At 45.7% G+C, this 13,856-nt stretch carries 8 protein-coding genes; all 8 read left to right on the forward strand.

Annotated elements, in window-relative coordinates:
* Positions 1-148: 148 nt before the first annotated feature.
* The 8 genes from BT_RS09110 (at position 149) to BT_RS09145 (ending at position 13,853) form a co-directional block, all read left to right on the forward strand.
* The gene (locus BT_RS09110) at positions 149-1,495 is read left to right on the forward strand and encodes a DUF4925 domain-containing protein (protein ID WP_011107989.1); all 1,347 of its coding nucleotides are present in this window, start codon (positions 149-151) and stop codon (positions 1,493-1,495) included.
* A gap of 39 nt (positions 1,496-1,534) precedes the next feature.
* A complete protein-coding gene (locus tag BT_RS09115; RefSeq protein ID WP_011107990.1) occupies positions 1,535-4,384 on the forward strand; it encodes a TonB-dependent receptor in 2,850 nt (949 codons plus the stop codon).
* A 243-nt stretch (positions 4,385-4,627) separates the two neighbouring features.
* Positions 4,628-6,478 (forward strand): tetratricopeptide repeat-containing sensor histidine kinase, encoded by a 1,851-nt coding sequence (locus BT_RS09120; protein WP_008767749.1) that lies wholly within the window; start codon positions 4,628-4,630, stop codon positions 6,476-6,478.
* A complete protein-coding gene (locus tag BT_RS09125; RefSeq protein WP_011107991.1) occupies positions 6,475-8,436 on the forward strand; it encodes a tetratricopeptide repeat-containing sensor histidine kinase in 1,962 nt (653 codons plus the stop codon). The genes BT_RS09120 and BT_RS09125 overlap by 4 nt, the downstream gene beginning before the upstream one ends.
* 4 nt (positions 8,437-8,440) lie before the next feature.
* Complete coding sequence (locus tag BT_RS09130) at positions 8,441-10,498, forward strand: sensor histidine kinase (RefSeq protein WP_011107992.1); 2,058 nt, start codon at positions 8,441-8,443, stop codon at positions 10,496-10,498.
* A gap of 92 nt (positions 10,499-10,590) precedes the next feature.
* Positions 10,591-11,271, forward strand: a complete 681-nt coding sequence (locus tag BT_RS09135) for a hypothetical protein (protein WP_011107993.1) — start codon at positions 10,591-10,593, stop codon at positions 11,269-11,271.
* A 687-nt stretch (positions 11,272-11,958) separates the two neighbouring features.
* On the forward strand, positions 11,959-12,831 hold the full coding sequence (locus BT_RS09140; protein WP_008763252.1) for an electron transfer flavoprotein subunit beta/FixA family protein: 873 nt from the start codon (positions 11,959-11,961) through the stop codon (positions 12,829-12,831).
* A gap of 2 nt (positions 12,832-12,833) precedes the next feature.
* Positions 12,834-13,853: an electron transfer flavoprotein subunit alpha/FixB family protein gene (locus BT_RS09145; protein WP_008763251.1), complete on the forward strand. Its 1,020-nt coding sequence runs from the start codon at positions 12,834-12,836 to the stop codon at positions 13,851-13,853.
* Positions 13,854-13,856 lie beyond the last annotated feature (3 nt).

Here is a 13,856-nt window from a genome sequence, read left to right on the forward strand (position 1 = left end):
ACATTACAGTTATCTATTCAAATACACGTGCATATAAAATAGTTAAAATAGAACATCGAATACCAAGAATAGAGCTTGATGTAGAAACAATATTAACCGACATTTGCAATGTTTTAATAAATACGTTGAAATAAAAACAAAAAAGAGAATGAAAACATTACGAAAACTATTTTATGTAGCTTGTACAACATTCTTCCTTACATCTTGCGAAGAAACCTACAATGACAAGCTGTTCTGGCCAGGCGAACTCAGTCAGGAATATGGCTCGTATATCAAACCATCCACTCTGGATCTGACCTACAGCGGAGAAAAGTTAATCGGAAAAACCGTCAGCTTTCAGACAGAAGACAGTAAAAAAGGAACATTGACATTAAACGATATCATTCCGGGAGAAAAAGAGACATCATTCCGGATAAACTTATCAGAGCAGGAAGACAACTATACGTTCAGCGGAGAAACAGTTTCGGGCGCAGGAGCAACCGTGAAATACGCCGGCTCCATTACTCCGAAGACGATGAAACTGGACTTGAATGTAACGATGCCGCAAAATCAATGGATAAAAACTTATCAGATGAGCGAACTGACACGCGGCAGAGGAAAAGATGTCATACGCAATCAGACGACCGGCGAATATGAATGGGGAGAGTCGGACAATCAGATACTGACAGCAGCCCTTTATACCGACATGGATTTAGAGATGGTAAAGGAGGCGGGAAGTTTGTACGCAACCGTATCCGTTATTATAAAAGGCATGGGAGGATACCTCCTGCCGCAATTACTCAAAAGTGTCACTCTGGAATCCGACGGAAACATTACGGCCGAATATACATCGGACGAACTGCAATTGGGGGAACAGAAGTTCAGCGAAATCGACATGGATAATCCCGCATCCCAGCAACAAGTCATTAATTTCATTATGATGAAGTTAATGTTCAATACATTGTCTGCCGATGATATTACTGCCGCAACCCAAGGACGCAATTATGCAGATTCTCCCCGGGGACTGGCTTTCTGGTATCTGAAAAATGACCTTCTCTATGTCAAACTGAACCTTCCAAGCATTATCAGCTTGGCCATGCAAGGGCAGGGACAGACGGTCGATGCTCATCTGATAGCAGGCATTGCAGATGCTATCCTGAAATCCAATCCTTTCTTACTGAAGACTCTACTGGGAGTTGTGAGCGAATCATTGGACAACTCTTTATTATCTATGATCGCCAATATGGATCACCAAAGTTTTCAGATGTTCTTCTCATGGATAAAGGAAGGTATCCCCATGCAGATAGAAAAGGAGAACGGACATACGCATATCTATCTGAACAGGGAAGCGCTGAGTCCTCTCATAGCCTTCATCCCCCATCTTCAGCCAGTGATGGAAGGTATTCCTAACTTCGGTCCGATGTTGTACAATTCCTATTTAGGTCCACTGTATGACAACTGGTCTATCATCACCCAACTGGACTTGGGACTCGACCTGACCGACAAAAATGAATGAGACTTTCCACCAGAAGAAAAAACATAAATTACAGAAACAATGAAGAAACTATATATTCTGACATTATTCATCTGCCTTGCCGGATTCGGGAATAGTTTTGCCCAGACATTGAAAGGGCATATATATGACGCCAATACCAATGAACCTTTGGTTGGCGCCGCAGTAACGTATAAATTGCACGGCAATCAGGGAACCGTGTCCGATATAAACGGAGCGTATGAAATCAAACTTCCGGAGGGAGGTGTCGACCTTGTGTTCAGCTATATCGGTTACGAAGACGTTCTGATGCCCATTGTTATCGGCAAACGTGAAGTGATCACTAAAGACGTGTACATGAAAGAAAGTACCAAGCTGCTGGAAGAGGTAGTGGTAAGCGCCGGACGCTTTGAGCAAAAGCTCAGTAATGTCACCGTATCCATGGACTTGGTGAAAGCAGGCGATATCGCCCGTCAGGCACCGACGGATATCACTTCTACTCTCCGCACGCTGCCCGGCGTGGACATTGTGGACAAACAGCCTTCCATGCGTGGCGGCAGCGGATGGACCTACGGAGTAGGTGCCCGCAGCCAGATTCTGGTAGACGGAATGAGCACCCTAAATCCAAAAACCGGAGAAATCAACTGGAACACCGTACCTCTAGAAAACATCGAACAGATAGAAGTAATCAAAGGAGCCTCATCCGTTTTGTACGGTTCGTCTGCTCTCAACGGTATTATCAATATCCGTACCGCCCGTCCGGGATTAACACCGAAAACCCGCTTCAGCGCCTATATCGGTATATATGGTGATGCCGAAAACGATGAATACCAATGGAGCGACAAGAGTTTCTGGAAAGACGACAAGTATTCCGTCAAACCCATCCTGCGCGGAAACCTTCTCAGCGGCATACGAAACCCTATTTATGAAGGCTTCGATCTCTCCCACTCCCGCCGTATCGGCAACTTTGACGTCAGCGGAAGCATTAACCTCTTTACCGATGAGGGATACCGTCAACAAGGATATAACAAACGTTTCCGCATGGGCGGCAACCTGACTTATCATCAACCGGACATGGGTATGAAGATATTGAACTATGGTCTGAATGTTGATTTTCTTTCCAATCAGTACGGAGATTTCTTCATCTGGAGATCACCAACAGAAGTTTACAAACCTTCTCCTTTCACCAACATGGGACGCGAAGAAAACAACTTCCACATCGACCCGTTCATCAACTACGTGAATCCGGAAAACGGAACGTCACACAAGATCAAAGGACGTTTCTATCATAGTGCCGACAACATAGTCAAACCCAGTCAGGGAAACTCCATCACCGACATCCTTGGAAATATGGGAACGAATGCCCAGACTATACAGAATATAGCAGGCGGCGATTACAGTTCGCTCTACCCGGCATTGGTCGGCATCGGCTCCGGTCTGATCAACAATAATCTGGAAGATGCCATGAACGGGGTATTCACTTCCTTGGGCAACATCTTCCCCAACGCCACTACCGCCGATTATTGTGACCTCATCTCGTGGGTGATGGACAACGGACTGCCAAGTGACCTGATGAACGGCATACAAAATGGACAAGTCCCCAGTGATCTCATCCCCTGGCTGTCCAACGTAATGAATCCGACCCGAAACAACGTTCAGACGAAAACGGACAAGAACTATAATTATTATCTTGACTACCAGTTCAACAAGAAATGGGACGGCGGCGCACAGATCACTACCGGAATGACTTACGAGCACGTCCGCTACAATTCTTCCATCATGGATCAGGTGTACAAAAGCGATAATGTAGCCGCCTTCTTCCAGTACGACCAGCGCTTCTGGGACCGCCTGAGCGTATCGGCAGGGGTACGAGCCGAATACTACCGTGTGAACAACCATCACCGTGAAGCAGAAACGAAAATATTCGGAGCCAAAGTTCCGTTCCGCCCCGTGTTCCGTGCCGGACTGAACTATCAGTTAGCCGATTACAGCTTTATCCGTGCCAGCGCCGGACAAGGTTACCGCAACCCGTCCATCAACGAGAAATATCTCCGCAAGGACATCGGAGGAGTAGGTATCTATCCGAACCTCGACATCAAACCGGAGAAAGGTTACAATGCCGAACTGGGATTCAAGCAAGGATACAAGATCGGCAACTTCCAAGGATTTGTAGACGTAGCCGGATTCTATACCGAGTACAGAGACATGGTTGAATTTCAGTTCGGACTGTTCAATAACGCAGACTACAGCATGATCAACAGCATCAGCGATGCCATCCAGATGGTGACGGACGGCAAAGGTTTCGGTATCGGAGCACAGTTCCACAACGTATCGAAAGCGCAAATCTACGGTATGGAGATTTCGACAAACGGCGTTTATGACTTCAACAAGAATACGAAACTATTCTATAATCTGGGATATGTATATACCGAGCCTCGCGACGCTGACTATAAGGAACGCAATGAAATAGAAGATTTATACACCGACGCCCTTCAGATGAAGGAGAAGTCGAATACAGGCAAATATCTGAAATACCGCCCGAAGCACAGCTTTAAAGCAACAGTCGATTTCCAATGGAAGCGTATCAATCTGGGTGCCAACTTTGCATGGAAGAGCAAGATACTGGCAGTGGACTACCTCATGATGGACGAACGTGAAAAGCAACAACAAGACTTAATGGACTATGTACGCACGATCCTCTTCGGAAAATCGAGAGGAGAAACACTGGCTACTTACTGGAAAAAACATAATACAGACTATGCCACCGTTGACTTGCGCTTCGGGGTAAAAGCGACCAAAGAAGTCGCCTTCCAATTCATGGTCAACAACCTGTTGAATAAAGAATACAGTTACCGCCCGATGGCAGTAGCCGCTCCCCGTACTTTTGTAGTGAAAATGGACATCACATTCTGAAAAACTCACTTAGATTACTGGTTAAATCTGTCGGGGAGACTTCCCCGACAGATTTTTTTATATACATCCACACAGAATAAAGCCTCAGCTCCCGGATGGCCGGCAACAGAACCAATGAAACGAACAAGCAGCAACGTATATTAACACAAAGAGAAAAATATTCACCGCCAACCTACCGCTTCTTTGTGATTTTTGCTTATTTTTGGCAACTAGTATAACACATACAACAAAACACCACTTTTAATGAAGAGGAATATCTATATATTATTTACTATAGGTCTGTTTATCCGGATTCTCCCCTCACATTCAGTAAACCTGAATACCGAACGACTGTCCAATTTGAAACGCCTGATAGAAAACAACATTGCGTACGATTCCATCGCGCCGATAGACAGCGTTATCGCCTGGGGACAGCAACTGAGCCCTATACTGGAAAAGGAAAACAAGATGGAACTGTCTTTCAGCATCCGGCAACTGGTGGTTTACATCTACTCCCTGCGCGGAGACATCGGGAAAGCAATCGACGAAGCGCGACAAATGTACGAAAAAGCAGAAACGATGAGATATGATTTAGGAATAGCCCTTTCGAGCGCAGCTATCGGAGATGCCTATTTCTGCTCCAATATGCCCGAAGAAGCCACTGATTCTTATAAGGAAGCCATCCGTTATCCCGCCTCGCCTTCGGAGAACAACCATTATAAAGAAATGACTATCCTGAAACTTATACAGGTGCTTATTCTGACTCAAAGGACAGAGGAAGCAGAGAAATACAGAAAGATACTTTCCGAATCAAAATCCATACAGACCCATCAGACGCTGCAATTTCTGACACTTGCTACAGATGTTTCTTACTATATCCAGAAGAACGATCTGCGCAATGCGAACAACTGCCTGCTGCAAGCAGAGCAAATCTACCTTTCGGACAGGCAACCTTATTATCGCACCACCTACAATTATATGCAAGGACGATATAACGAAGCAACAGGGAACTACAATCTTGCATTACAGTATTACAATGAGATTCTGACCGGCATCCGGCAAAAGACGCGCTCCATCATCTACCTGCAAGTAGCTTATGCCAAAGCGAACTTACTGATAGAAATGGGCAGTAAAGTAGAAGCGGCGCATCTGTATGAAGAAATCAGTATCGTCACCGATTCGGTAGTCGCTCCCAGCTATGCACACCGCATCAACAGCCTTCGGGCATCTTATGAGGAAAACCGGATGAAAGTAGAGAATAAAGCCGAGTTCAACCGTATTTTCATGGGCGGCATTTTAATAGGAGTCATAGTGCTGGGCATCATGATTTACCTCGTGATACACATATTAAAACAAAACAAGAAGATAGCGGAATCCAAAATCCGCATGGAGCAATCACGACTCAACGCCGAGAATGCCATGCAGACCAAAAGTCTTTTCCTCTCCAACATGAGCCATGAGATACGGACTCCGCTGAGTGCCCTCTCCGGCTTCTCCAGTCTGCTGACCGAGCAGGCACTCGACGCCGAAACACGCCGCCAATGCGGCGACATCATCCAGCAAAACTCCGACTTGTTGCTAAAACTAATAAATGACGTAATCGACCTTTCCAATCTGGAGATCGGAAACATGAAGTTCAACTTCACCTATTGTGACGCTATCGCCATCTGCAATAACGTAATCGATACCGTCAACAAAGTAAAGCAGACACAAGCCGAGCTCCGTTTCAACACATCGCTGGCTTCCCTAAAGTTATACACTGACGATTCACGCCTGCAACAGTTACTGATCAACCTATTGATCAACGCCACGAAGTTCACCCCGCAGGGAAGTATCACGCTGGAAGTCCGTCAGGAATCGGAAGAATTTGCGCTCTTCTCCGTCACCGACACCGGTTGCGGAATCCCACTGGAAAAGCAAAGTTCCATTTTCAACCGCTTTGAAAAACTGAACGAAGGAGCACAGGGAACCGGACTCGGCCTCTCTATCTGCCAACTGATCATTGAACGGATCGGCGGCAGCATATGGATAGACCCTGCCTACACCACCGGATGCAGATTTTATTTCACCCATCCCATCAACCCCACAAAAGAAGGAAAGGAGGCACAGTCATGAAACGGTTATGGATATTCTTCATACTGATCGTACTGGCAGGAGGAACCGGCAAGGCTCTCTCCAGCAATAACGAAGCTGCCAAAGACAGTCTGCTTCAGATACTGGACACTTTGCCGGCCGATTCTTCCCGGCTGGAGATGCTTTATTCACTCGCTTATCTGGACCCGATGTCACCTTCCTGCGTCTACTATCTGGGAAAATTATTGGAGGAAGCTACCACACAGGACAACAAGTATTATCAGTGTCTTGCTCTGTATGCCCATGTCGTTTATTACTTCAACCACCAAGACGAAGAAAACACAGTCATCTGGATGGACAAGCTCTCTCCGGTTGCTTTAAAAAACAACTCCTACAGCTTATACTTCGAAGGAAAAAGAGCAGAAATAACCATACATATCATAAAGCATAAAATAGAATATAGCATCACCCAAGCCGAAGAGATGTTTAAACTGGCACAAAAGTTAAACAATCCCCAAGGAATGTCATCGGCCAAACTATGCCTGATGACTGCTTATATGATGACCGCCCGCTTTAAAGAAGGCGAAGAGGCCGGATTCGAAGCCTACCGCCTTCTGCCACCCGCCGCCTCCCTGGAATCGCGCAAAAGCGTGCTCCAAGAAATAGCCTTATCTTGTTCCGCCACTAGAAACAAAAACTTCCTGAAGTACCTGCAGGAATACAAGAAAGTGCTGGACACACTATCAGAAGCAAAGCAGACACCCAAAGCATACAGCTACCTGTTATTGGAGTCTCTCTATGCCGACTATTATCTGAATGAAGGCACACTGGACGAAGCCCGCCCCCATCTGAAAAAGATGGATGAATACTTCTCTCCTACCACTTACATTCCTTGCCGGGGATTATATTATAATGTGTATTCCCATTATTACCGGATTACCAAAGAATACGAAAAGGCCCTGTCATACTCTCAAAATGCTATCGAACTCCTGTCCGAAGTATCGGACAATGAAGGGCTGAACTACAAAATAGAACATGCAAGCATTCTTACAGAGGCGGGACAAGCGGATGAAGCAATCCCGTTATTCCAAAGTTTGCTGGCGAAAAAAGACTCATTCTATCGGGCACTATCCATCTCGCAGACGAATGAAATCTATCAGATGCGCAACATGGACAACCTGCTTCTTGAAAAAGAACAGTACAAAGCAATGGTTCATTATGCCGGACTGACTCTGATAGCCATCGCACTGCTTATCCTGATTCCGTCTACCATACGTATCTATTATGTACGCAAGAAATTGAGGAAAGAAGAAGAGGAAATCCGCAAGATGAGCCAGATTGCGGAAGAAGCGAACGAAGTAAAAAGCCGCTTCCTTGTTAACATGAGCTATAACATACGCATCCCGTTGAATAACGTCTTAGGGTTTTCTCAACTCATGACTACTGATCCGGAAAGCATGGATGCCGACCAATGGAAAGAATATTCGGAGATTATCCAGACCAACTCCGCCGAACTGATACAACTGGTGAACGACGTGCTCGACCTCTCCAGACTGGAGGCCGGAAGAACGAAATGGCAGATACAGGAGCACGAAATCATCTCCTTGTGCTCGGACGTTCTCGGTATGGTACGCATGAGATGCGGAGATAAGATACAGGCAGACTTTCATACGGAAATAGAAAGCCAGCCGTTTCAGGTAGACACCGCCCGATTCACACAATTGATTCTCAGTACACTGATCTACACAGACCCGTGTGAAGAGAAAAGGAAAGTGTCTCTCTATCTGGAACGTGACACGCAACGGGAACTATTTGTCTTTCGGGTAGTCAACAGTCCGTTAGCCGATCCGGCCTTGCAAACACAAAAAGCAGAAGTACGCCATAGCATCAACCGTCTGACAATCGAATATTTCAAAGGTACATATACGATTGAACCGAATACTCCGGAAGGTCCCGTACTGACTTTCACATATCCTTATTCCAAAACAAATAATATCTAATCATATGACCAAGAATCTGATCACACGAAAAATACAATTCTTATTTCTCATCGGAGCTATCCTGCTAGCGCCCTCTATCGCACGTGCTTCCGCCGTTACGGCTTCCGTCGACAGTCTGCAGAATCTCTTGCAAAACGACACGGATGCCGGGCAACGGGCCATTATCTATATTCATCTGGCGGATATCCACGTAGACAGCCTCAACATTTCCTCCCAATATTGGGACAAAGCCCTCACCGAGGCCGCAAAAGCCAAAGACGAATATATGATGAAGCTCGCACTCGATAATCTGATACAACGATATGCTTCCAAAAACAAAGAGAAGGTAGAAAAGTATATAACCTTCGCCCGACAATATCTGCCGGAAGAACACAACACCCTTTTCCGGTATTACTTGTATTGTTACAACATCTGGGCGGAAATGCGAAAGAACAATTCGCTGGAAACAATCGAACAGGAACTGGACAAGCTGAAAAAGGAAAATCACGGACAAATGACACCTGAAGAACAAATTCAATGGGAATATCTGACCGGAGTATCACTCGATTATTCAGCGGTACTGACACATTCATACAATGAAGTTTCCAAAGCCATTCCTTACGTAGAGCGCGCACTGGAGATACTAGCCCCTTATCCTTTGCAAGACAGGGTGCACTTCGAAATATTGTGCCACTACGAACTGGCAGACTTATATACAACTGTTGAAAACAAAAAGGCAGTAGACGAAGTGAACAAAATGATCGAGCTACACAAGCAATGGAATCATCTGAATACGACTTTCGACCGGAGATTTCTGGACGAATCACATTACTACATGGCTAAATATTCGCAGATTATTTTCATGGCAGATCTTATTTCGAAAGAAGAGATAAAGGACTATTATCAGAAATATATCCAGATAGCAAATAAAAAGAAGGTTGTAAAAAGCACTTACGAGACGACAGCAAGATATTATCAGACAATAGGCGAATACAAAAAGGCGATAGCTTACATTGATTCCGCCACTCAAACAGACCATTTCCAACCAGTCAACCTCGTTCCCATACTCAATGCGAAAGCCGGTCTGTACTATAAACTGAATGATTATAAAAACGCATATCTGACTTTAAAAGAAAGCAATAAGAACCGGATGTCGGATAAATCACAAAAAAGAGAGCAACAAATGATCGAAATGCAAACCCGCTTCGACGTCAACAAACTGGAACTGGAAAAGAGCAAACTCGCCAACAAAAACAAACAAATCGCACTGACCGGTACTTTTATCTTATTACTGGCAGCAATCGGATGGAGCATCTATCAGCGAACGATGGTAAAACGGCTGAAGAAAATGCACTGCGCACTAATGACTGCGCACGAAGAAGTCAGAAAACAAAGCATGAAAGCCACCGAAAGCGAGAAGATGAAAACGGCTTTCCTCAACTCTATCTGTCATGAAATACGTACTCCGCTCAATTCAATCGCCGGATTCTCCGAACTGATCTTCGATGAATCTTTAGACACGGCCACCAGACAAGAATTCCGGCAGTTGATACAAAGCAATTCTACCGCGTTAGCTTCTTTGATGGACAATATGCTGGAGCTGTCTCAGCTTGTCAGCTCCGAACTGCCTCTTCCTGTGGAGTCTACCGACGTATACGGACTATGTGTTGAAGAAATGGCCAAACTTAAGGAAACTCTGTCCAAGCCGAACATCGAATGTATCATCACAGGCGATAAAGACGGAATGACGGCACAGACAAACGCCTTTTATCTCTCCCGTGTGATTGGCAATTTACTAAGTAACTCCGCCAAGTTTACAGAAAGCGGAACAATCACACTGACCTGCAACATCGACAAAGAAAAAGGACAACTGGTGATCTCCGTCACCGATACGGGCATCGGCATCCCTGCCGACAAGCAGGAATGGGTGTTCGAACGTTTCACCAAAGTAGATGACTTCAAACCGGGCACCGGACTTGGCCTGTACATCTGCCGCATCATCATACAACGGCTCGGAGGGCAAATCAGAATAGATACCGGCTATACTTCCGGCTGCAAAATGGTGGTTACTCTTCCCGTTTAACCACCTGTCCGAATGCTTTTTCTGTTTCCGGGTCCTTTCAGATTCGTCAACAATTCGTATCTTTGCCGCCCGAATACAACAAAGTCATCAAAATGAAAAAACGAATTTTACTGATTGCACTCTTATTTTGTTCCGTTTTAGCACAGGCACAGGATGTTTTTGTAACAGCGGATTTTGTCAGCAGCTACATTTGGAGAGGTATGGACAGCGGTAACGCCAGCGTACAACCGTCATTGGGCGTCAACTGGAAAGGACTGACTGCCTACGTCTGGGGTTCGACCGAATTTCGCCATAAGAATAATGAAATAGATTTGTCATTGGAATACGAATACAGGAATCTGACCTTATACGCCAACAACTACTTCACGCAAACGGAAGAAGAACCTTTCAAGTACTTCAATTACAGTTCACACTCCACCGGACATACTTTTGAAGTCGGTGCCGGATATATGATTAGTGAAAAGTTCCCGCTTTCAGTCAGCTGGTACACCACATTTGCGGGGAATGATTACCGCGAAAACGGGAAACGTGCGTGGTCCAGTTACTGCGAACTCAGTTATCCGTTCAGTATAAAGAAGGTGGACCTTGCCCTTGAAGCAGGCTTTACCCCTTGGGACGGCATGTATTCCGATAAATTCAACGTTGTCAACATCGGACTTTCGGCCACCAAAGAACTAAAGATTACCTCTACTTTCTCTTTGCCGATCTTCGGAAAAGTGATCGCCAATCCTTATGAAGAGCAAGTATACTTTGTAGTCGGCCTTACCTTATAACCCAAGCATATATAGCTTTCAGTAGTTTCCACCGCTTGAAACTACAGTTTCATCACCTTGAAACCAGAGTTTCTGCAGCTTGAAACTTTAGTTTCTGCGGCTTGGAACTAAAGTTTCTGCAGCTTGGAACCATTAGTTTCAAGGCGTTGGAACCATTGGTTTCAAGGCTTTGGAACTATAGTTTCATCGCATGGAAACCAACTAGACTAAGGCATTCCTGAAATCGCCTGTATATAGAATAAAAACAAGAGCCGCCATCCCTTGTTACTTTACCTGCTTTTTATCCGTTGTCCCTCCTATCACGTTGTGACGGCAACTTCTTCCGTCACACTGCTGTCACCACTTGCTGTCACCAGATGAATCATTTATAGTCAGACAGTTACCCTTCGAACGGTGACGGTGACAGATGTTTTTATAAAAAACAATTCCTATGGTAGTGTCTCTTTTCCCCATTCCCATCCCCCTTCTCCCCCAAACTGCCATAGGACTATGGCTAACCTCATAAACTTGCCCTTATTTGCTCAAAAAACTTAATAATGTGCATTTTTTACTCGGTTTTCTTGTCAGAACCAAGTGTTTGAGTAAATTTGCACGCTGATAGTTAACCGGATAGTTTGGATAGCAAGATTATTACTACTTGACTACTGGCTGCTAATGTGTAGAAATACTAATACTAAAATTAATAGCATGAGTTTGAAAATTGTTGTATTGGCAAAACAAGTTCCCGACACACGTAACGTTGGGAAAGATGCCATGAAAGCCGACGGAACTATTAACCGTGCGGCACTCCCTGCCATCTTCAACCCCGAAGACCTGAATGCCCTTGAGCAAGCTCTTCGTCTGAAAGATGCTCACCCAGGCTCTACCGTAACCATTCTGACAATGGGACCGGGACGCGCTGCTGATATTATTCGTGAAGGACTTTTCCGTGGTGCCGATAATGGTTATTTGCTAACTGACCGCGCTTTTGCCGGTGCAGATACGCTGGCTACAAGCTACGCTCTGGCAACTGCTATCCGCAAAATCGGTGAGTGCGACATTATAATCGGCGGTCGTCAGGCTATCGACGGTGATACGGCACAGGTAGGTCCGCAGGTGGCAGAAAAACTTGGTTTGACGCAAATCACATACGCTGAAGAGATTCTGGAAGTAGGTGACGGCAAAATCAAAGTGAAACGTCACATCGACGGTGGCGTTGAAACGGTAGAAGGCCCGCTGCCCATCGTTATCACAGTCAACGGTTCGGCTGCTCCCTGCCGCCCGCGTAACGCCAAGCTGGTACAGAAGTACAAACACGCCAAAACCGTTACGGAAAAACAACAAGGTAACCTCGACTATACCGACCTGTATGACAAGCGCGATTACCTCAACCTGCCCGAATGGAGCGTAGCCGACGTTAACGGAGACCTCGCCCAATGCGGTCTGTCCGGTTCGCCTACGAAAGTAAAAGCCATCCAGAACATCGTGTTCCAGGCCAAAGAGAGCAAAACCATCAGCGGCAGCGACCGTGATGTGGAAGAACTGATTGTTGAACTGTTAGCTAACCATACCATCGGATAATCATGAATAACTTATTTGTATATTGCGAAATAGAAGAAGGCATCGTCGCAGACGTCAGCCTGGAACTTCTGACAAAAGGTCGTTCGTTGGCTAACGAACTCAACTGCCAACTCGAAGCAGTAGTTGCCGGCACCGGCCTCAAAGAAATTGAAAAGCAAATCCTTCCTTATGGAGTAGACAAACTCCACGTTTTCGACGCTGAAGGACTCTATCCTTATACTTCACTTCCTCACACCTCCATCCTCGTAAACCTCTTCAAAGAAGAACAGCCGCAAATCTGTCTGATGGGCGCTACCGTTATCGGTCGTGACCTCGGCCCACGTGTTTCTTCGGCTTTGACCAGCGGTTTGACTGCCGACTGTACATCCCTTGAAATCGGTGACCACGAAGATAAGAAAGAAGGAAAAGTTTATAAGAACCTGTTGTACCAAATCCGTCCGGCATTCGGCGGTAACATCGTTGCAACCATCGTCAACCCCGAACACCGCCCACAGATGGCAACCGTTCGCGAAGGTGTAATGAAGAAAGAAATCGTTTCTCCGGCTTATCAGGGAGAAGTGATCCGCCACGACGTGAAGAAGTACGTAGCCGACACAGACTATGTGGTCAAAGTAATCGAACGCCACGTAGAAAAAGCGAAGAACAACCTGAAAGGCTCTCCGATCATCATTGCCGGTGGTTACGGAGTAGGTTCGAAAGAAAACTTCGACCTGCTGTTCAGCCTGGCAAAGGAACTTCACGCCGAAGTAGGTGCAAGCCGTGCCGCTGTTGACGCAGGTTTTGCAGAACACGACCGCCAGATTGGTCAGACAGGTGTAACGGTTCGTCCGAAACTCTACATTGCTTGTGGTATCTCAGGACAAATCCAGCATATCGCCGGTATGCAGGAAAGTGGTATTATCATCTCTATCAACAACGATCCGGATGCTCCGATCAACACGATTGCAGACTATGTAATCAACGGAACCATCGAAGAAGTTGTGCCGAAGATGATTAAGTATTATAAACAGAATAGCAAGTAAAGA

The organism is Bacteroides thetaiotaomicron VPI-5482, assembly GCF_000011065.1.
In the GTDB taxonomy this organism is placed as follows: domain Bacteria; phylum Bacteroidota; class Bacteroidia; order Bacteroidales; family Bacteroidaceae; genus Bacteroides; species Bacteroides thetaiotaomicron.

Coding starts and splice junctions, on each gene's coding strand:
- BT_RS09120 (WP_008767749.1), top strand. CDS start 4,628: ATGAAGAGGAATATCTATATATTATTTACTATAGGTCTGTTTATCCGG.
- BT_RS09145 (WP_008763251.1), top strand. CDS start 12,834: ATGAATAACTTATTTGTATATTGCGAAATAGAAGAAGGCATCGTCGCA.
- BT_RS09115 (WP_011107990.1), top strand. CDS start 1,535: ATGAAGAAACTATATATTCTGACATTATTCATCTGCCTTGCCGGATTC.
- BT_RS09110 (WP_011107989.1), top strand. CDS start 149: ATGAAAACATTACGAAAACTATTTTATGTAGCTTGTACAACATTCTTC.
- BT_RS09125 (WP_011107991.1), top strand. CDS start 6,475: ATGAAACGGTTATGGATATTCTTCATACTGATCGTACTGGCAGGAGGA.
- BT_RS09135 (WP_011107993.1), top strand. CDS start 10,591: ATGAAAAAACGAATTTTACTGATTGCACTCTTATTTTGTTCCGTTTTA.
- BT_RS09130 (WP_011107992.1), top strand. CDS start 8,441: ATGACCAAGAATCTGATCACACGAAAAATACAATTCTTATTTCTCATC.
- BT_RS09140 (WP_008763252.1), top strand. CDS start 11,959: ATGAGTTTGAAAATTGTTGTATTGGCAAAACAAGTTCCCGACACACGT.